Here is a 20,429-nt window from a genome sequence, read left to right as displayed (position 1 = left end):
AACAGGAATGCATAATGAATAAAACAATTCTCGGCGTGAGTCTCTTTTCTTTCAGCGTCTTGTTTAGCGCAACCACATTCGCGCAAACCACGCCCGACTACGCCAAGCTGATAGAACAGGCTCATCAGAAGTACAAAAGTAACAACGATGGAAAAGTCGCCGACTACATCCCTGCTCTGGCGACCTATAGCCCGAAAAATTTTGCCATCACCATTGCGACGGTGGACGGCAAGATCTACCAGGTTGGCGATGTTAACAAACCTTTCCCAATGGAATCCCTGAGTAAAGTGTTCACCATGGCGCTCGCCATGGAGCAGCACGGTCCTCAGGTAGTGCTGGATAAACTTGGCGCCAATGCCACCGGTATGCCATTCAACTCAGGTTTAGCCGTTGAACTGACCAAAGGTGCGCCTGAAAACCCGCTGGTAAACGCCGGGGCCATGAGCACCGTTAGCCTGATCGAAGCCAAAGACAAAACCGATCGTTGGAACAAAATTCTCGACAACCTGAACGTCTGGGCCGATGCCACTCTCACCGTGAACGAACCGGTTTTCAAATCTGAAATGGAAACCAACCAGCACAATCAGGCGCTGGCCAAGCTGATGGAATCCTATAACAGCTTCTATGGCAACACTGACGAAGCCGTCGAAATTTATACCCGCCAGTGCTCGGTGGATATCACCGTTGAGCAACTGGCCAAAATGGGTGCCGTACTCGCGAACAAAGGCAAATCTCCGTTCAACGGTAAACAGTTGCTGAACGAGAAATATGTTCCGCAGGTGCTGGCAGAAATGGCAATCGCCGGGCTTTACGACGGTAGCGGTAAATGGCTGTACACCGTTGGCATCCCGGCGAAAAGCGGCGTCGGCGGCGGCATGGTTGCCGTTGTCCCTGGCGAATATGCGATTGCGGTCTATTCTCCGCCGCTGGATGCAGCCGGTAATAGCGTTCGAGCCCAGCAAACTATCGAATATGTCGCCGAAGCGACAAAAGCCAATGTCTTTTTAGCCAAATAACTTTACGCCGGATGGCGCTCCGCTTACCCAGCCTACATCAATGCGTTAATCGTAGGCCGGATAAGCGGAGCGCCATCCGGCAAACAACACGAAGAGGTGAGAAGTAAACATGTCTAAACCATTTGTCTGGCAGGAACTCTTTGTTCAGAGTAAAGATAGTACCGAGTATGAATTACTGAGTAACCAGCACGTTACGGTAACGGAGTTAGACGGAGAGGAAGTGATCAAGGTTGCACCGGAAGCGTTAACCTTGTTAGCACAGCAGGCGTTTTATGAGGCTTCATTTTTCCTGCGCGCCGGACATTTAAAACAGATTGCCAGCATTTTGCACGACCCACAGGCCAGCAGTAACGATAAGTACGTCGCATTGCAGCTGCTGCGCAATGCAGAGGTTTCAGCTAAAGGCGTACTGCCCAACTGCCAGGATACCGGGACGGCAACCATTGTGGCCAGCAAAGGACAACATGTCTGGACCGGCGGCGATGACGCAGAAGCATTAAGCAAAGGCGTGTATTCCACCTTTACCGAAAACAACCTGCGTTACTCGCAAAATGCCCCGCTGGATATGTATACCGAGGTCAATACCCAGACCAACCTGCCCGCACAAATCGATATTAGCGCCACCCCAGGTAACGAATACCGTTTCCTGTTCGTCAATAAAGGTGGCGGCTCAGCTAACAAAGCGGCACTGTACCAGGAAACCAAATCCATTCTACAGCCGGAAAAACTCACTGCGTTCCTGATCGAAAAAATGAAATCACTGGGTACAGCCGCTTGCCCGCCATATCACATCGCTTTTGTGGTTGGGGGCTTATCCGCCGACCAGGCGCTGAAAGTCGCCAAACTGGCTTCAACCAAATATTACGATAATCTACCCACCAGCGGGAACGAGCTGGGCCAGGCGTTCCGTGATACGGCGCTGGAAGCCGAGTTGCTCAATGCCAGCCGCGAGTTTGGCATCGGGGCGCAGTTTGGCGGCAAATACTTTGCCCACGATATCCGCGTAATTCGCTTACCGCGCCACGGCGGCTCCTGCCCAATCGCGATGGCCCTCTCCTGCTCTGCCGACCGCAACATTAAGGCCAAAATTAATAAACACGGTATCTGGCTGGAAAAACTCGAGCATAATCCGGGCAAATTTATCCCCGATTCTCACCGGGTAGAAAACGGCGCTCAGACCGTACAACTGGATCTGAACCGTCCGCTGCGTGACATCCTGCATGACCTTTCCGCTCTGCCCATTGGTACACGCCTGTCGTTAAGCGGCCCGATTGTTGTCGCTCGCGATATCGCCCACGCGAACATCAAAGCGCGACTGGATAACGGCGAACCTATGCCGGAATACATGAAAAAGCATATCGTTTACTACGCTGGTCCCGCCAAAACCCCGGAAAATCAGGCCTGTGGCTCGATGGGGCCCACCACCGGCGGGCGCATGGATGGGTATGTCGATGCTTTCCAGGCACAAGGCGGCAGCCTCATTATGCTCACCAAGGGTAACCGCAGCCAGCAGGTCACTGATGCCTGTCACAAACACGGTGGATTTAGCCTCGGCAGCATTGGCGGTGCCGCAGCCCTGCTGGCGCAGCAGTACGTGAAAAGCCTGCAGTGCCTTGAATATCCCGAACTGGGAATGGAAGCCGTATGGATGATGGAAGTTAAAAATATGCCGGCCTTCGTATTAGTGGATGACAAAGGCAATAACTTCTTTAGCCAGTTCGAGCAGCAGCATCGCTGCGCAACTTGTCCGGCAGGGCATTAAGGAGTTTCCATGGAAGCGCGCGCCAATAACGACAGACACCGTCAGCGTCAGCAGAAGCTGAAAGAGCAGGTTGATACCCGCGTAGCGGCTGCAACGGAGAAGAAAGGGATCCTGATTGTCTTCACCGGCAACGGAAAAGGAAAATCCACCGCAGCCTTTGGCACGGCAACGCGCGCAGTGGGTCACGGAAAAACCGTTGGCATCGCGCAGTTTATTAAAGGTCAGTGGGATAATGGCGAGTACAACACACTGCAACCGCTCGGCGTCGAGTTCCATATTATGGGCACCGGATTTACCTGGGAAACCCAAAATCGGCAAGCAGATATCGAGGCGGCAACGGTTGTGTGGCAGGAGAGTAAGCGCATGCTGGCTGATGCGCATTACGATCTAGTGGTGCTGGATGAACTCACCTACATGCTGGCTTACCACTATCTGGATACGCAAGAGGTTATCAGCGCCATCGAAAATCGCCCTGCCGGTCAGAGCGTTATCGTCACAGGGCGCGGATGCCATACGCTGTTACTGGAACTGGCCGATACGGTCAGTGAAATCCGCCCGGTCAAACACGCGTTTGACCGCGGTATTCAGGCACAGGTTGGGATCGATTGGTAGCCGTTCTTTTGCCGGATAACGATGCTAACGCGTCTTATCCGGCCTACCCATCGTTGTAGGCCTGATAAGGCGCAAGCCACCCTCAGGCAGCCGATACCACGGACTTACTGAGCAACCAGTTACGGAAAATCTGTAAATGCTCGGATTCCGATTTCTCTTCACGCCACGTCATAATAAATCGATTCCCGGTACGCATTGGAACATCGCAAGGAATGACCATATCACCACTGTCCAGATCGTGCTGAATGGCAAAACGCGGGAGCAGCGCAACGCCCAGATTAGAACGGACCGCCGCGATCAGCATCGATAACAAATCAAATCTCGGACCTTTATTCACCAGCGGACTGCTGACATCTGACAGCGCAAACCACTCCTGCCACCCTTTGATGCGCGTACTTTGGTGCAAGAGCGGAAATTCGTTTAGTAATTCGTTCACCGCCAGTTTTCGTTCCGGTTCGGCCAGCAAACAGCGGCTGCATACCGGCAGAATTTCCTCTTCAAACAGGTACTCAACCCCTGACCATGGCGAATAAAAGTCTTCACGCATAATTGCCGCGTCATACTCTCGATTGAGAAAATCACCAATATTCGCCAGGGAATGAATGTTCACGATAATATCGGGATTAAGTTTGTTAAATTCACGCAGGTTTGGGATCAGCCAGTGCGTGCTGAACGTCGGATTCACCGCCAGCTCAATAACCTGTACCGTCGGTTGCCAGGTCATTATCGTCGTCGTATCTCGTTCAAGTTTATTTAACGTTTCTTTAACGATACTTAAATAGTGTTTGCCAGCCGCATTTAAAAAAATGCGTTTTTTGGCATGATTAAATAGCGCGGTATTGAGAAAATCCTCCAGTGCATTTACCTGGCGGAAAACAGCACTTTGTGTTAAAGCCAGCTCTTCAGCTGCCCGGGTATAACTTTCGTGACGCGCAACAACTTCAAAAGTTACCAGCAACTCCGTCTTAGGTATTTTTCCTCTCATAACCTCTTCCATATGCAGCGTGCAAAAATAGTTTAATTTATAAAAAATAATTCAAGATACCCAGATAAGCACCGAGAGTTATATTTTATTTCATCCATTAATGTCATTGATCCAATCCATGATTTGCTCACACTGATGGCGGATAAATATTAACCGATAATACTCAAGGGCAACAATAAACACAATTTAAATAAGGTTAAACCCAAGCAAATAGTGCCAATAAGTTCTTAATAATTTTTCAAGTTATCTTGTTTATTGCAGAAAAAACTTTGCGAGATTAATCAATATTATCAGTGCGATAATTTTGGATAATTTCACGTTATAACTTACGGGCAAACGACTGCTTTTTATCATTCCTTGATGTAGTTTCTGCCTTTTTTTGAATGATGTGATAAAGGACACAATGTGAAAACTTTCGGAAAGGTCTGGCTCGTTGGGGCAGGTCCCGGTGATATTTCATTACTTACCCTCAAAGCAATGATGTGCATTAAACAGGCTGATGTCATTATTTACGATCGGCTGGTCAATCCTAAAATTTTGGAATGGGCATTACCTGATTGTCTGCTTATCAATGTCGGCAAAAACCCAGGCTTCCATTGTGTACCGCAGGATGAAATCAATGCACTGCTTGTCCAGTATGCCCAAACGCACAATAATATTGTGCGTCTGAAAGGCGGCGATCCGTATGTTTTTGGACGTGGGGCTGAAGAAGTTGAGGATCTCGTCGAGACGGGAATCCCGTTTGAAGTGGTGCCGGGTATCAGCTCAACTATTGGTGGCCTGACCTATGCCGGGATTCCGGTAACACACCGCGATTTCGCCTCGGGATTTCACGTGGTAACCGGTCATACGCGGGAGGGCAACCAACAGCAGGACTGGCGTCAGCTGGCCAAACTGAATGGTACGCTGGTTATCGTCATGGGTATCGCCAATCTGGCGTTTATCTGTGAGGAATTATTGATGGGTGGAAAATCGGCAGATACACCTGCAGCGCTAATTATGTCCGCCACCCGGGATAACCAACGCCGACTGACCTGTACGCTCGGTTCACTACTGAGCAAGGCGCAGGAAGCTAACATCCTCCCCCCTGCGCTGATAGTGATTGGTGATGTGGTAACCCTGAGCGATCGGCTCTCTTTTATCCCTGAAGCCATCACGCTGCCAGAAAACCTTTACTGCGACAGTCTGGCATGACGAAAAGACTGGGGCGACGTTTGATGCGCCGCCCGGAAAACGCGGCAAAAGTAACTGGTTTGTGCGTATTGGAGTTTCCGGGCAATGCTGTCTATTGAATGAATGGGATCGTGCAATAACTCCCCCGCTTTTTGCATTTTTTTCTGATTCACCCAGGTTTTAAAGTTAACGCCCTGCCGTTTCTTAAAAAAACGGCTGAAATAGTTTGCGCTTAAGCAGACATGAGCCGCTACGGATTCCAGAGATAATTCACTATATAAATTCTCATCAATATAACGCAACGCTGCCAGAAGCTTTTTTTCGTGTCGGGAAGGTTCTGTAAAATAATGACGCGTGTAACTGGTCGGCGGAATAACAAACTCATCCGATTGCTGCTGTTCTGTCTCGAAATTATCAACAATAAAACTTAATAAATTAGCTGATGCCACCAGCGCATTATTATCTACTACCGCTACCTGACTCCATTCAGCTTTTATTTTTGGTTCATCCATCCATGAGCTTTCATTATCAATAACGATAGTTTTATATTCCTGATATTTTGCCCGCACCTGCCCACAGAGCATAAAACCGTACAGATGCCCCTCGCGAATTAATGGCATAGAAAACAGACTTAGCCCTGCGTGACAGCTGAGTATTCTGGGTTTAAGGTGTTTTAATCCTTCAAAAGCACAATACTTGTCGCACTTTTGGCAACTCACACAATAGCGTTCATCCGCCCGCATTAATGTGCAGAACGAATTAAAGTTATGGCAATCCGAGAGAGTTTTTCCGCTAACATCAACCACAACAGTGGCTAATCCAGTCGCACTGGAGAATACTTTTGCTATCGAGAAAAAACGTTGTAGGTAATCATCCTGGATTTTCAACGACACGGTATCCTCCGGCATTAATGAAATTAAAGCCGGTAATATGCAGAATTTCATCAGGAGAAAGAATGATGCTCACCGCAAAAAATAATCTCATTTATGCAGATGATTATGATCAAATTGCAAGATAAATATTGAATGCCATGATGGTTATTACCTACAGAAGAAAAATCGTATAGCTTTAAGCAGGTTATAAAAATAACGCACAGACAAAAGATGAATTGCAGACATAAAAAAGGCCATCATCAGATGGCCAACCATGTCGAAACGGGACCAGCCCTTAACTATGCAGAGAGTCAGGGCTGTTTTTTATTTCTTACTTAATAACGGTTTTCAGCGCTTCGCCGATATCGGCCAGGCTACGAACAGTTTTCACGCCTGCAGCTTCCAGCGCAGCGAATTTCTCATCCGCTGTACCTTTACCACCCGCGATGATCGCACCCGCGTGCCCCATACGCTTACCTTTCGGCGCAGTCACACCCGCGATGTAACCTACAACCGGCTTGGTTACATGATCTTTGATGTAAGCAGCCGCTTCTTCTTCCGCGCTACCGCCGATCTCACCGATCATGACGATCGCTTCAGTCTGCGGATCTTCCTGGAACAGCTTCAGGATGTCGATGAAGTTAGAGCCTGGGATCGGGTCACCACCGATGCCTACACAGGTAGACTGGCCGAAACCATAGTCGGTAGTCTGCTTAACCGCTTCATAGGTCAGGGTACCTGAACGGGAAACGATACCCACTTTACCCGGCTTGTGAATGTGGCCCGGCATGATACCGATTTTACATTCACCCGGAGTGATAACGCCTGGGCAGTTCGGGCCGATCATGCGTACGCCAGCTTCATCCAGCTTCACTTTCACGGTCAGCATATCCAGCGTTGGGATACCTTCGGTGATGGTGATGATAAGCTTGATGCCTGCATCAATTGCTTCCAGGATGGAGTCTTTGCAGAATGGCGCCGGAACGTAGATAACGGTGGCGGTTGCGCCGGTCGCTTCTACCGCTTCACGTACGGTGTTGAACACTGGCAGACCCAGATGCGTGGTGCCGCCTTTGCCCGGCGTAACGCCACCGACCATTTGCGTACCGTAAGCGATCGCTTGTTCAGAGTGGAATGTCCCCTGGCTACCGGTGAAGCCCTGGCAGATAACCTTGGTATCTTTATTAATTAAAACTGACATTATTTCCCCTCCACTGCGGCAACAACCTGCTGAGCTGCATCCGTCAGACTTTTCGCTGCAATAATATTCAGGCCGCTATCAGCCAGTTTTTTCGCGCCGAGTTCAGCGTTGTTACCTTCCAGACGTACCACGACCGGAACGTTTACGCCTACTTCTGCTACCGCGCCGATGATACCGTCAGCGATCAGGTCGCAACGTACGATACCGCCGAAGATGTTAACCAGTACGGCTTTAACATTGTCATCAGAGAGGATAATTTTGAACGCTTCGGTTACACGCTCTTTGGTCGCACCGCCGCCAACGTCGAGGAAGTTAGCCGGTTCGCCGCCGTGCAGCTTAACGATGTCCATGGTGCCCATTGCCAGGCCCGCACCGTTAACCATACAACCGATGTTGCCGTCCAGCGCAACGTAGTTCAGTTCCCACTGTGCAGCCTGCGCTTCACGCGGATCTTCCTGAGACTGGTCGCGCATTTCGCGCAGGTCAGCCTGGCGGAACAGTGCGTTGCCGTCAGCGCCCAGTTTGCCGTCGAGGCAGATCAGGTCACCCTGCTTGGTCACAACTAGCGGGTTGATTTCGATCAGCGCCAGATCGCGCTCCAGGAAGATAGTCGCCAGACCCATGAAGATCTTGGTGAACTGCTGAACCTGTTTACCTTCCAGACCCAGTTTGAACGCCAGCTCACGCCCCTGGTAGGGCATCGGGCCTGCAAGCGGATCGAGCGCCACTTTGTGGATCAGATGCGGGGTTTCTTCCGCTACTTTTTCGATTTCCACGCCGCCTTCGGTAGAGGCCATGAAGACCACGCGACGGGAGCTACGGTCAACAACTGCGCCGAGGTAAAGTTCTTTACCAATGTCGGTCGCGGCTTCAACCAGAATCTGATTTACCGGTTGGCCATGAGCGTCTGTCTGGTAAGTGACCAGACGTTTACCCAGCCAGTGTTCAGCAAAAGCGCGAATGTCTTCTTTGCTGTTTACCACCTTCACACCGCCCGCTTTACCACGGCCACCAGCGTGAACCTGACATTTCACTACCCACGGGCCAGCACCGATTTTAGATGCAGCTTCTTCGGCTTCACGCGGAGTAGTACAGGCATAACCCACCGGTGCCGGTAAGCCATAGCGGGCAAAAAGTTGTTTTGCCTGATATTCATGTAAGTTCATGTGTTCTGTCCATCCTTCAGGTAATCGTTATCTTTTACCCGTAGGTCTGATAAGCGTCCAGACCTACGGGGCAGGTGATACTCTTATTAACTACACGTCCAGCAGCAGACGCGTTGGATCTTCCAGCAACTCTTTAATGGTTACCAGGAAGCCTACTGACTCACGACCATCGATCAGACGGTGGTCATAAGACAGCGCCAGATACATCATCGGCAGGATTTCAACCTTACCGTCTACCGCCATCGGACGATCTTTGATGGCATGCATACCCAGGATGGCGCTTTGCGGTGGGTTGATGATCGGCGTGGACATCAGGGAACCGAACACACCACCGTTAGTGATGGTGAAGTTACCACCCGTCAGATCTTCGACCGTCAACTTGCCGTCGCGACCTTTAACTGCCAGTTCTTTAATATTCTTCTCAATGTCAGCCATACCCAGCAGATCCACATCACGCAGGACCGGCGTGACAAGGCCACGCGGCGTGGAGACCGCCATGCTGACATCAAAGTAGTTGTGGTAAACCACGTCATCGCCGTCGATGGACGCGTTCACTTCCGGATAGCGCTTCAGCGCTTCAACAACCGCTTTCACATAGAAAGACATAAAGCCCAAACGGATACCGTGGCGTTTCTCGAACGCATCACCGTACTGCTTACGCAGGTCCATGATTGGCTTCATGTTAACTTCGTTGAAGGTGGTCAGCATGGCAGTGGAATTTTTCGCTTCCAGCAGACGCTCGGCTACGCGTTTGCGCAGACGGGTCATCGGAACACGTTTTTCGCCACGTGCGCCCAGTTGAGCCTGTGGTGCAGGTGCTGCTGCCGGCGCTTTTGCTTCGGCTTTCGCAGCCGGCGCTTTCGCCAGATGTTTTTCAACATCTTCACGGGTGATACGACCACCGACGCCGGTGCCGTTGATAGCGCTGGCTTCGAGGTTATGCTCACCCAGCAGGCGACGGATCGCCGGGCTCAGAGCATCGTTATTCTGCTCAGCAAGAGACGCCTGCTGGCGCTGTGCCGGAGTAGAATCTTTCTCTTCAGACTTAGCACTGGTTTCTTTACCGGTGCTATTGCCTTCACGCAGGCGACCGAGGATCTGGCGAGAGGTGACGGTTGTCCCTTCATCTTCCAGAACCGCATCAAGAATACCGTCCGCTGATGCCGGTACTTCCAGTACCACTTTGTCAGTTTCGATTTCTACCAGTACTTCATCACGACGTACTGCATCGCCCGGTTTTTTGTGCCAGGTTGCAACCGTTGCATCCGCTACGGATTCAGGCAGGTCGGGAACAAGAATATCTACGCTACTCATTATTTATCCTTTATTTAATCGACGTTCAGCGCGTCATTTACCAGATCTTGTTGCTGCTTCTGGTGAACGGACATATACCCTACTGCCGGAGAGGCAGAGGCCGGGCGACCTGCATAACGCAGAGCTGACCCAAATGGAATTACTTCACGGAAATGATGCTGGCTGCAGTACCATGCGCCCTGGTTGAGCGGCTCTTCCTGGCACCAGACAAAATCATGTACGTGAGCAAATGGTTTCAGCGCTTCCTGCACCGCTTTATGCGGGAACGGATAGAGCTGTTCGATGCGCACAATGGCGACATCTTTTTGGTCGTTCTTGCGGCGTTGCTCCAGCAGGTCGTAATAAACCTTACCAGAACACATCACGACACGCTTCACGCCTTTAGGATCAAGTTCATCTACTTCGCCAATGGCTGGCAGGAAAGTACCATTTGCCAGTTCGTCCAGCGTAGACACCGCCAGCGGATGACGCAGCAGCGACTTCGGTGACATCACCACCAGCGGACGACGCATACCTCGCAGCGCCTGACGACGCAGCATGTGGTAAACCTGCGCCGGGGTAGACGGGACGCAAACCTGCATGTTTTGCTCAGCGCAAAGTTGCAGATAACGTTCCAGACGCGCGGAGGAGTGCTCCGGACCCTGACCTTCATAGCCGTGCGGCAGCAGCATAACCAGACCGCACATACGGCCCCATTTCTGCTCACCGGAAGAGATGAACTGGTCGATAACGACCTGCGCACCGTTGGCGAAGTCGCCGAACTGTGCTTCCCAGATGGTTAGCGTGCGCGGTTCTGCTGTGGCATAACCGTACTCGAACGCCAGCACGGCTTCTTCAGACAGTACGGAGTCCCATACGCGGAAGGTGCCTTGTCCGTTATGCACATGCTGCAGCGGAGTGTAGGTTGAACCGTTGGCCTGGTTATGAATTACCGCGTGACGGTGGAAGAAGGTTCCGCGACCGGAGTCTTCACCAGACAGACGGACCGGAATGCCTTCGTCAACCAGCGTGGCGTAAGCCAGATTCTCTGCACCACCCCAGTCAAACAGCTTCTCGCCTGCGGCCATGGCCTGACGGTCGCCGTAAATCTTGGCAACACGCGACTGCATTTCAACCGCTTCAGGTACAGTGCTGATGCGTTTTGCCAGCTCCTGCAGACGCTTCATCTCAACTTTGTTCGGGTAGTTTTCATCCCACTCGTGGTTGAGGTACGGCGACCAGGTGAAGGAGTGCATGTTCATTGGACGCCACTCTTTCACTACGCATTCGCCAGCATCCAGCGCGTCACGGTACAGATTGACCATTTCAGTCGCATCTTCCAGCGTGGCGACCTTGTCCGCTTCCAGCTTATCAGCGTAGATTTTGCGCGGGGTCGGATGCTTTTTGATTTTCTGATACATCAGCGGCTGGGTTGCACTCGGCTCGTCGGCTTCGTTGTGGCCGTGACGGCGGTAGCACACCAGATCGATGAAGACATCGCGTTTAAAGGTATTACGGAAATCCAGCGCCAGGCGGGTCACGAAAGCGACCGCTTCCGGGTCATCCGCGTTCACGTGGAAAATCGGCGCCTGAACCATCTTACCGATGTCGGTGCAGTACGGTGTAGAACGCGCATCCAGCGGGTTAGACGTAGTGAAGCCCACCTGGTTGTTGATGACGATGCGAACGGTACCGCCCACTTCGTAACCACGCGCTTTCGACATGTTCAGGGTTTCCTGAACCACACCCTGCCCGGTAACAGCCGCATCACCGTGAATGGTGATTGGCAGGACTTTATTGCTGCTCGGCTCGTCCAGACGATCCAGACGTGCACGTACGGAACCGATAACCACCGGGCTAACGATTTCCAGGTGCGACGGGTTAAACGCCAGCGCCAGGTGTACCAGGCCGCCTTCGGTTTCGATATCAGACGAGAAGCCCATATGGTACTTCACGTCACCGGTGCCGAGGTGTTCTTTATGTTTGCCCGCAAATTCGTCGAACAGTTCCTGCGGGCGTTTGCCCAGTACGTTAACCAGAACGTTCAGACGACCACGGTGCGCCATGCCCAGTACCACTTCACGGGTACCGCTGTTACCGGCGTGGCGGATCATCTCTTTGAGCATTGGGATTAACGCATCACCGCCTTCCAGCGAGAAGCGTTTTGCGCCCGGGAACTTAGCGCCCAGGTAGCGTTCCAGACCTTCCGCTGCGGTCAGTTCGCTGAGGAAGCGTTTCTTCTCTTCACTACTGAACGCGGCACGTCCAGACTCAATACGCTGTTGAAGCCAGCGTTTTTCTTCGGTGCTGGTGATGTGCATATACTCGGCGCCAATTGGGCCGCAGTAGGTTTGTTTCAGCGCGACAACCAGGTCGCTCAGCTTCATGGTGTCTTTGCCGCCGGCAAAAGAACCTACGTTAAAGCTTTCCTGGAAATCCGCATCGGTCAGATCGTGGAAAGACGGGTCCAGATCGGCCACATTTTCTTGTTGCCACAGTCCCAGCGGATCGAGATTCGCATGCTGATGACCGCGGAAACGATAGGCGTTAATGAGCTGCAGGACTTTAACCTGCTTCACATTGGCATCAGGGTCGGAAATAGAAGAAGAGTAACGTGGGGTAATCAACGCCTGTCGACGGAAATAATCACGTGTTTTTGAGTGGAGTTGATCCGGTTTGACTCCGGTACCAGGTAACTGCTGGAACGTCGAACGCCAGTTAGCATCTACCGAGTCAGGGTCGGTTAAGAAGTCTTCATAGAGCTGTTCTATCCAGCTCTGGTTTGAACCAGAGAGGTAAGAAGAGTCCAACCAGGCTTTCAAAGCGCTGTTCTGCATCGTGATCCCTTAAGCATTTGTATGCTTACTTCGCCGTGGATACTACCACGCACACCGATGTGCGTGCCGGGGTTCACTTGTTGCGGACTGTCGTGTTTTCTGCGTCCGCTAAGGAACCTTTAAAAACTGTCTAATAATGTGGCAGTTTTTAGAGGTTTCCTGCACTTATATTGCCTGATGGCGCTTCACTTATCAGGCCTACAAGGTACATAACCCGTAGGCCTGATAAGACGCTACGTCGCCATCCGGCAACCACTACAACAACTTACGCACTACGTTTGAGCAGCATCGACTTAATATGGCCGATGGCACGCGTCGGGTTCAGTCCTTTCGGACATACGCTGACGCAGTTCATGATGCTATGGCAGCGGAATACGCTGAAAGCGTCACTTAAACCTTCCAGGCGGCTGTCGGTCTCGGTATCGCGGCTATCAATTAAGAAGCGATACGCTGCCAGCAGGCCTGCCGGGCCAATAAACTTGTCCGGGTTCCACCAGAATGATGGGCAGGACGTTGAGCAGCATGCACACAAAATACATTCATACAGCCCATCGAGCTTCTCACGCTGCTCTGGCATTTGTAAATGCTCACGAGCCGGCGGATTTTTCCCATTATTCAACAAGTAAGGCTTAATCTTCTCATACTGTGCGTAGAATTGCCCCATGTCTACCACCAAATCGCGCACAACCGGTAAACCCGGCAGCGGGCGAATGACAATTTTTTTGCCCGGCTGATTCAGCGCAGAAATAGGAGTGATACAGGCCAGTCCATTTTTGCCGTTCATATTCAGACCGTCGGAGCCACAAACCCCTTCACGGCAGGAGCGACGAAACGACAGCGACGGATCTTTTTCTTTCAGCTGCATCAAGGCATCCAGCAGCATCATGTCACGCCCTTCTTCCGCCTCCAGGGTGTAATCCTGCATGCGCGGAGCGTCGTCAACATCCGGGTTATAGCGATAAACTGAAAACTCGAGTTTCATTGTCCAGTCTCCGCATTAATAAGTACGAATCTTCGGCGGGAATGCCGGGCGCAGCTTCGGTTCCATATTGACTTGACGTCGCGTCATGGATTCCGATTCTGGCAGGTACAGGGAATGGCACAGCCAGTTTTCATCATCACGTTCCGGGAAGTCGAAGCGGCTATGCGCGCCACGGCTTTCGGTACGGAAGTTTGCAGATACTGCAGTGGCGTACGCGGTCTCCATCAGGTTATCCAACTCCAGACACTCAACGCGCTGGGTGTTGAACTCGCTGGAGGTATCGTCCAGACGGGCATTTTTCAGGCGTTCGCGGATCGCTTTCAGCTCTTCCAGACCTTTCGCCATCGCATCGCCTTCGCGGAATACCGAGAAGTTATGCTGCATACATTCTTGCAGCGCTTTGCGAATCGCCACCGGGTCTTCACCGTTACGGTTACCGTTCCAGCGGTTCAGACGCGCCAGAGAAGCGTCGATTTCATCTTCGGTCGCATCCAGCAGGTCACCCTGCTCAGCGATAGATTCCTGCAGGTGCAGACCAACCGCACGACCAAATACGACCAGGTCCAGCAGCGAGTTGCCGCCAAGACGGTTGGCGCCGTGAACCGATACGCAGGCGATTTCGCCGACGGCAAACAGCCCAGGGATCACCACATCTTCACCCTGCTCATTCACGGTCAGCGCCTGACCAGTGACTTTGGTCGGAATACCGCCCATCATATAGTGGCAGGTTGGGATAACCGGAATCGGCTCTTTGACCGGGTCAACGTGAGCAAAGGTACGGGACAGTTCGAGAATGCCCGGCAGACGGGATTCCAGCACTTCTTTACCCAGGTGGTCGAGTTTCAGTTTGGCGTGTGGACCCCACGGGCCGTCGCAGCCGCGACCTTCGCGAATTTCGATCATGATGGAACGCGCCACCACGTCACGACCCGCCAGGTCTTTCGCATTCGGGGCATAACGCTCCATGAAGCGCTCACCGTGTTTGTTCAGCAGGTAGCCACCTTCACCACGGCAGCCTTCTGTTACCAGAACGCCAGCACCGGCGATACCGGTTGGGTGGAACTGCCACATCTCCATATCCTGCACCGGCACGCCTGCGCGGATAGCCATACCAACACCGTCACCGGTATTGATGTGGGCATTAGTAGTGGACTGATAAATACGGCCAGCACCGCCGGTGGCCAGCACGGTCGCACGGGCTTTAAAGTAAACCACTTCACCGGTTTCGATACACAGCGCGGTACAACCGACAACTGCGCCATCGGCGTTTTTCACCAGGTCCAGCGCATACCACTCGGAGAAGATGGTGGTATGGTTTTTCAGGTTCTGCTGATACAGCGTGTGCAATAGTGCATGACCGGTACGGTCGGCCGCTGCCGCTGTACGAGCCGCCTGCTCGCCGCCGAAGTTCTTCGACTGGCCGCCAAACGGACGTTGATAAATTGTGCCGTTGTCGAGGCGAGAGAACGGCAGCCCCATGTGGTCCAGCTCCAGAATCGCTTCCGGACCGGTTTTACACATATATTCAATAGCGTCCTGGTCACCAATGTAGTCCGACCCTTTAACGGTGTCGTACATGTGCCATTCCCAGTTATCTTCATGGGTATTACCGAGCGCAACGGTGATGCCACCCTGCGCGGATACGGTATGGGAACGGGTTGGGAACACTTTGGAGAGCAGCGCACAGGTCTGACCGCTCTGGGAAATTTGCAGCGCCGCGCGCATACCTGCGCCGCCGGCACCAATCACAACAGCATCAAATTCTCTGACTGGCAGTTTCATTACACACCCCACACCACAACAAATCCATAAATGACGTAAACCACCAGCGCAACGACGATAGCCAGTTGCAGAATCAGGCGCACAGCCAGAGGTTTAACGTAGTCGGTCAACACCTGCCACATGCCGATCCAGGCATGAATCAAGATGGAGAAAAGTGCCAGCAGGGTGAAGACTTTGGTGAATGCCGATGAGAAGAAACCGGTCCAGACTTCATACGTCAGCTCGCCGCTGGTGGCGAAGAAACCGACCATATAGATGATGTATAACGTCAGAACGATAGCGGTAGCACGGACCAGAATGAAGTCATGTACGCCGTTGCGTCCTAATGCGGAGGCGTTGCTTACCATACGAGGACTCCTGCGAGAAGTGAAAGCACGACAATGATAACGAAACAAATTTTGGCGGAGCGTGTCCCTGCTTCGAGGGTTTCTTCGATATAGCCAAAATCCATCAACAGATGGCGAATGCCCATTACGGCGTGATATGCCAGCGCAATCAGGATCCCCCACAGAATTAACTCTACAAAGAAGTTATTCATAATGGATGACGCGGTGAGGAAACCTTCAGGGGAGGAAAGGCTGGTACCCAATAACCACAACAGAATCCCGACCGCCACGAAGGTGATCACTCCGGATACGCGATGGAGAATGGACGCTATCGCCGTGATTGGGAACCGGATCGTTTGCAGATCCAGATTGACAGGTCTTTGTTTTTTCACATTTCTTATCATGAATAACGCCCACATGCTGTTCTTATTATTCCCTTTAGACTTCGGGTACAGAAGATGAAGACACCTGTAGCCTGAAAGACGACGGGATTTCCTTCCTCCGGTCTGCGTGCGGGTCAGACAGCGTCCTTACTATAACTACGCGTCATATAAAACACTGCTTCCAGATGCTAAAACGACACGTTACAACGCTGGTTGGCTCGGGATTGCAGGGTATTCCGGAGACCTGGCGGCAGTATAGGACGTTCACAAAATCATTACAATTAACCTACATATAGTTTGTCGGGTTTTATCCCGAACAGTGACATAGGTCACGATAACAACATTATTTTAATTTTTAATCATCTGATTTGACAATCATTAAACAAAGTTGTTACAAACGACACCAGAAAAAGCATATAATGCGTAAAAGTTATGGGGTCACTCTTTCACCGGAGATTTAGTTATGTAACAGTGTGGAAGTATTGACCAATACCTTCAGGACAGTTATTAGTGATAGACAGGTTAAATAATTCGGATTGCTAAGTTCTTGATTTGCAGTTTATTCGCCATGAAAAGACCGTTTTACCTGCAAGCGCCCATAGCTCTGTACCCAGGTCATCCCCTCTTTCGCAGAGCGGCGAGCCAAATAACAAACTGGTAACGGTTTATTGATGCACGAAGGCAAATTTAAGTTCCGGCAGTCTTAAGCAATAAGGCGCTAAGGAGACCGTAAATGGCTGATACTAAAGCAAAACTCACTCTAAATGGTGACGCTGCTATTGAACTGGATGTGCTGAAAGGTACGCTCGGTCAAGATGTTATTGATATTCGTAGCCTTGGCTCAAAAGGGATGTTTACTTTTGACCCAGGTTTCACCTCTACCGCATCCTGCGAATCCAAAATTACTTTCATCGACGGTGACGAAGGTGTTTTGCTGCATCGCGGCTTCCCGATTGACCAGTTGGCGACCGAGTCCAACTATCTGGAAGTGTGTTATATCCTGCTGTACGGCGAAAAACCGACGCAGGAAGAGTACGACGAGTTCAAAACCACAGTCACTCGCCATACCATGATCCACGAGCAGATCACCCGTCTGTTCCACGGTTTCCGCCGCGACTCTCACCCGATGGCCGTTATGTGCGGTGTAACCGGAGCGCTGGCAGCGTTCTATCATGACTCGCTGGATGTAAACAACGCGCGTCACCGTGAAATCGCCGCCTTCCGCCTGCTGTCCAAAATGCCAACCATGGCAGCGATGTGCTACAAATATTCCATCGGGCAGCCGTTCGTGTACCCACGTAACGATCTCTCCTACGCCGGTAACTTCCTGAACATGATGTTCTCTACGCCGTGCGAAAAATACGAAGTGAATCCTATCCTGGAACGCGCAATGGACCGTATCTTAATCCTGCACGCTGACCACGAACAGAACGCCTCAACCTCTACCGTACGTACCGCGGGCTCTTCTGGCGCTAACCCGTTTGCCTGCATCGCAGCCGGTATTGCTTCCCTGTGGGGACCGGCTCACGGTGGCGCAAACGAAGCTGCGCTGAAAATGCTGGAAGAAATCAGCTCTGTTAAACACATTCCGGAATTTGTTCGCCGCGCGAAAGACAAGAATGATTCCTTCCGCCTGATGGGCTTTGGTCACCGTGTTTATAAAAACTATGACCCGCGCGCTACCGTCATGCGTGAAACCTGCCACGAAGTGCTGAAAGAACTGGGTACCAAAGATGATCTGCTGGAAGTGGCGATGGAACTTGAGCACATTGCGCTCAATGACCCGTACTTCATCGAGAAGAAACTCTACCCGAACGTAGACTTCTACTCCGGCATCATCCTGAAAGCGATGGGTATTCCGTCCTCCATGTTCACCGTGATCTTCGCCATGGCACGTACCGTTGGCTGGATTGCACACTGGAACGAAATGCACACCGACGGCATGAAAATCGCGCGTCCGCGTCAGCTGTACACCGGCTACGACAAGCGCGATTTTAAGTCTGATATTAAGCGTTAATTGTCTGCCGGATGGCGCTAGCGCTTGTCCGGCTTAAAGTTATAAACGCTCCCAGGCCGGATAAAGCAGTGATGCCTATGTCCGGCCTGTTTTTATTTGATCCACATTATTTTATTCTTATCGTGCTTTCTCTATGATTTACTGAGATTTCTCACATTTTACTCAGGAGCATGGGATGCCTGTTTTGCAGTGGAGCCTGTTGTTTGTGCTATCGCTCCTTCTTTCCCTGCTCTTTCTGTTTATCCATCTTCCAGGCCCCTTGCTGCTCGGTTCGATGATCGTCGGCATCATTTTCAGTATGCGCGGCATCTCGCTGCATCCTCCTCGCTGCACATTTCTTGGCGCACAGGCGATTCTCGGCTGCATGATTGCCCAAAATCTGACCGGTTCAATCTTTACAACCCTTGCAGCCCACTGGCCGATGGTGATTGTTATCCTGCTGGCAACCCTTATCAGCAGCGCGATAATCGGCTGGCTGCTGGTTCGCTACAGTAATCTACCGGGGAATACCGGTGCGTGGGGCTCGTCGCCAGGCGGTGCAGCGGCAATGGTCGCAATGGCCCAGGATTATGGAGCCGACATCCGGCTGGTGGCATTTATGCAGTATCTGCGCGTACTGCTGGTGGTCGGCGCGGCTGCGCTGGTCACCCGGCTGGTGATGGGCGACCAAGCCCAAACGATCAGTGAACAAATCATCTGGTTTCCGCCGCTAAGCGGCAATCTTTTCAACACTCTGATGCTGGCCGCCGTTGCCGGCACGGCTGGACGCCTACTGCGTATTCCCTCTGGCGTTATGCTATTGCCAATGCTGGTGGGTGCCATGCTGAATGCAAGCGGAGTGATGGCGATTGAACTGCCGGAATGGCTACTGGCAATAGCCTACATGTCAATTGGCTGGCAAATCGGTCTTGGCTTTGACAAGCAGATCTTTTTGATGGCATTACGACCACTGCCACAGATCCTGTTGTCCATTTTTTCACTGATGGCGATCTGCGCCGCCATGGCCTGGGGACTGGCGCATTACATGCAGATCGACTTTCTCACTGCCTATCTGGCAACCAGTCCTGGAGGCGTGGATTCTGTTGCGGTGATCGCCGCAGGAAGCCACGCTGATATGGCGCTCATCATGGCGATGCAAACCCTGCGACTGTTCAGCATTTTGTTAACTGGCCCCGCAGTCGCGCGTTTTATTTCGGTGCACGCACCAAAACAACCCGCTTAGTGCTGACAACCCGGACACCAGTAAAAGGGGCGCGAAGAGAGCATCGTTTTCTCGATTATTCCACCACAACGCTCACAGGTTTCGCCGTCCCGATGAAAGACCTTAAAGCGAAACAACGCACCGTGATGTTTATTCTCATCGACCAGGCCACGGGTAGTATAAGACAGGCGCGGAATATCAAGCAGCGCATGTGCCAGTTGATCCAGTTGCTCATCACTAAGCTGCGACGCTTTATGCTGCCCGGTCAACCCAACCTGCCAAAGGATCTCTACCCGCAGGTAGTTACCTAATCCCGCCAGAAACGCCTGGTCCAGTAGCAGACCAGAAAACTGGCGGTTGCGAAAACGCGGAGATAGCAGACGCGCTTTAACCTCATCGGGCGTTAAACGTAAATCCAGTACATCCGGCCCTACCCGTTGCAGGAACGGGTGGGTGGAGAGCTGTTCTGGCGTCAGTATTTCGATATCAGACGCGCTATAGAGCAGAATAGTTTTGTCGTGTGTCTGCAGCCTGACACGCAGTACCCGCGAAGTTTGCGGAATTTTGCCGGTATCCACCACTCGCCACACGCCATAGAGCTGATTGTGACTGTACAGCGTCAGGCCATTAGAAAAATGGGTCAGTAATGCTTTCCCCCGCGTTTCAAGCTGGGTTACACGTTGCCCAATCAGTTGAGATTGATACGGTTTTAACTGCTCAAAGGCAAACCAGACATCCGTCAGGGGTTTGCCTTTGACTGCCGCCTCCAGGTTATCCGCCGCGCGGCGGATCTCCGGGCCTTCAGGCATAATACTTTCCTT

The 20,429-nt window shown here is 51.8% G+C and carries 17 protein-coding genes and 1 pseudogene; 7 read left to right on the top strand and 11 right to left on the bottom strand.

The window, feature by feature from the left end; translation table 11 throughout:
• Positions 1-14 precede the first annotated feature (14 nt).
• The 3 genes from glsA to cobO all read left to right on the top strand — a co-directional run bounded on the left by glsA (position 15) and on the right by cobO (position 3,390).
• Complete coding sequence (gene glsA / locus OGY72_RS03260; RefSeq protein ID WP_063940684.1) at positions 15-1,016, top strand: glutaminase A; 1,002 nt, start codon at positions 15-17, stop codon at positions 1,014-1,016.
• 109 nt (positions 1,017-1,125) lie between these two features.
• Positions 1,126-2,778 carry a class I fumarate hydratase gene (locus OGY72_RS03255; RefSeq protein ID WP_003831421.1) on the top strand — a complete coding sequence of 551 codons (1,653 nt, stop codon included), beginning with the start codon at positions 1,126-1,128 and terminating at the stop codon, positions 2,776-2,778.
• Positions 2,779-2,787: 9 nt separating this feature from the next.
• Positions 2,788-3,390, top strand: a complete 603-nt coding sequence (gene cobO / locus OGY72_RS03250; protein ID WP_063940686.1) for a cob(I)yrinic acid a,c-diamide adenosyltransferase — start codon at positions 2,788-2,790, stop codon at positions 3,388-3,390.
• An 82-nt stretch (positions 3,391-3,472) separates the two neighbouring features.
• On the opposite strand, the gene OGY72_RS03245 is transcribed toward cobO, so the two are convergent.
• Complete coding sequence (locus OGY72_RS03245; RefSeq protein ID WP_003022936.1) at positions 3,473-4,375, bottom strand: LysR substrate-binding domain-containing protein; 903 nt, start codon at positions 4,373-4,375, stop codon at positions 3,473-3,475.
• Positions 4,376-4,780: 405 nt separating this feature from the next.
• Between OGY72_RS03245 and cobA the strand changes: the two genes are divergently transcribed.
• Positions 4,781-5,569, top strand: a complete 789-nt coding sequence (gene cobA / locus OGY72_RS03240) for a uroporphyrinogen-III C-methyltransferase (protein WP_003831416.1) — start codon at positions 4,781-4,783, stop codon at positions 5,567-5,569.
• Here the strand turns inward: cobA and OGY72_RS03235 are convergent.
• The 9 genes from OGY72_RS03235 to sdhC all read right to left on the bottom strand — a co-directional run bounded on the left by OGY72_RS03235 (position 5,548) and on the right by sdhC (position 16,426).
• Positions 5,548-6,441 carry a PocR ligand-binding domain-containing protein gene (locus OGY72_RS03235; RefSeq protein WP_286546793.1) on the bottom strand — a complete coding sequence of 298 codons (894 nt, stop codon included), beginning with the start codon at positions 6,439-6,441 and terminating at the stop codon, positions 5,548-5,550. The two genes, cobA and OGY72_RS03235, sit on opposite strands and share 22 nt — an antisense overlap.
• 310 nt (positions 6,442-6,751) lie before the next feature.
• Positions 6,752-7,621: a succinate--CoA ligase subunit alpha gene (sucD, locus tag OGY72_RS03230; RefSeq protein ID WP_003022929.1), complete on the bottom strand. Its 870-nt coding sequence runs from the start codon at positions 7,619-7,621 to the stop codon at positions 6,752-6,754.
• A complete protein-coding gene (gene sucC / locus OGY72_RS03225) occupies positions 7,621-8,787 on the bottom strand; it encodes an ADP-forming succinate--CoA ligase subunit beta (RefSeq protein WP_003022927.1) in 1,167 nt (388 codons plus the stop codon). The genes sucD and sucC overlap by 1 nt, the downstream gene beginning before the upstream one ends.
• Before the next feature lie 90 nt (positions 8,788-8,877).
• Positions 8,878-10,101 (bottom strand): 2-oxoglutarate dehydrogenase complex dihydrolipoyllysine-residue succinyltransferase, encoded by a 1,224-nt coding sequence (gene odhB / locus OGY72_RS03220; RefSeq protein ID WP_003022925.1) that lies wholly within the window; start codon positions 10,099-10,101, stop codon positions 8,878-8,880.
• A 14-nt stretch (positions 10,102-10,115) separates the two neighbouring features.
• Positions 10,116-12,917 (bottom strand): 2-oxoglutarate dehydrogenase E1 component, encoded by a 2,802-nt coding sequence (gene sucA, locus OGY72_RS03215; RefSeq protein WP_003831411.1) that lies wholly within the window; start codon positions 12,915-12,917, stop codon positions 10,116-10,118.
• A 265-nt stretch (positions 12,918-13,182) separates the two neighbouring features.
• On the bottom strand, positions 13,183-13,899 hold the full coding sequence (sdhB, locus tag OGY72_RS03210) for a succinate dehydrogenase iron-sulfur subunit SdhB (protein ID WP_003022921.1): 717 nt from the start codon (positions 13,897-13,899) through the stop codon (positions 13,183-13,185).
• A gap of 15 nt (positions 13,900-13,914) precedes the next feature.
• Positions 13,915-15,681, bottom strand: a complete 1,767-nt coding sequence (sdhA, locus tag OGY72_RS03205) for a succinate dehydrogenase flavoprotein subunit (protein WP_003831409.1) — start codon at positions 15,679-15,681, stop codon at positions 13,915-13,917.
• The gene (gene sdhD / locus OGY72_RS03200) at positions 15,681-16,028 is read right to left on the bottom strand and encodes a succinate dehydrogenase membrane anchor subunit (protein ID WP_003831408.1); all 348 of its coding nucleotides are present in this window, start codon (positions 16,026-16,028) and stop codon (positions 15,681-15,683) included. Before sdhD ends, sdhA begins: the two co-directional genes overlap by 1 nt.
• Positions 16,022-16,426 carry a succinate dehydrogenase cytochrome b556 subunit gene (sdhC, locus tag OGY72_RS03195; protein WP_003831406.1) on the bottom strand — a complete coding sequence of 135 codons (405 nt, stop codon included), beginning with the start codon at positions 16,424-16,426 and terminating at the stop codon, positions 16,022-16,024. The genes sdhD and sdhC overlap by 7 nt, the downstream gene beginning before the upstream one ends.
• Positions 16,427-16,809: 383 nt before the next feature.
• Between sdhC and OGY72_RS03190 the strand changes: the two are divergent.
• From OGY72_RS03190 to OGY72_RS03180, 3 genes and pseudogenes are all read left to right on the top strand, one after another.
• Positions 16,810-16,920: pseudogene (locus tag OGY72_RS03190) on the top strand (hypothetical protein).
• A 203-nt stretch (positions 16,921-17,123) separates the two neighbouring features.
• Positions 17,124-18,407, top strand: a complete 1,284-nt coding sequence (locus tag OGY72_RS03185; protein WP_003831404.1) for a citrate synthase — start codon at positions 17,124-17,126, stop codon at positions 18,405-18,407.
• 175 nt (positions 18,408-18,582) lie between these two features.
• Complete coding sequence (locus tag OGY72_RS03180; RefSeq protein WP_063940690.1) at positions 18,583-19,629, top strand: AbrB family transcriptional regulator; 1,047 nt, start codon at positions 18,583-18,585, stop codon at positions 19,627-19,629.
• Here OGY72_RS03180 and nei read toward each other — a convergent pair.
• Positions 19,626-20,417, bottom strand: coding sequence for an endonuclease VIII (gene nei / locus OGY72_RS03175; RefSeq protein WP_286546787.1), 792 nt, complete (start codon positions 20,415-20,417; stop codon positions 19,626-19,628). The two genes, OGY72_RS03180 and nei, sit on opposite strands and share 4 nt — an antisense overlap.
• Positions 20,418-20,429 lie beyond the last annotated feature (12 nt).

This window comes from Citrobacter sp. Cpo221 (assembly GCF_030332345.1).
Classification (GTDB): Bacteria; Pseudomonadota; Gammaproteobacteria; order Enterobacterales; family Enterobacteriaceae; genus Citrobacter; species Citrobacter portucalensis.
Note: the sequence above shows the minus strand (reverse complement) of the source record. Positions and strands in the feature narration are given on the sequence as shown.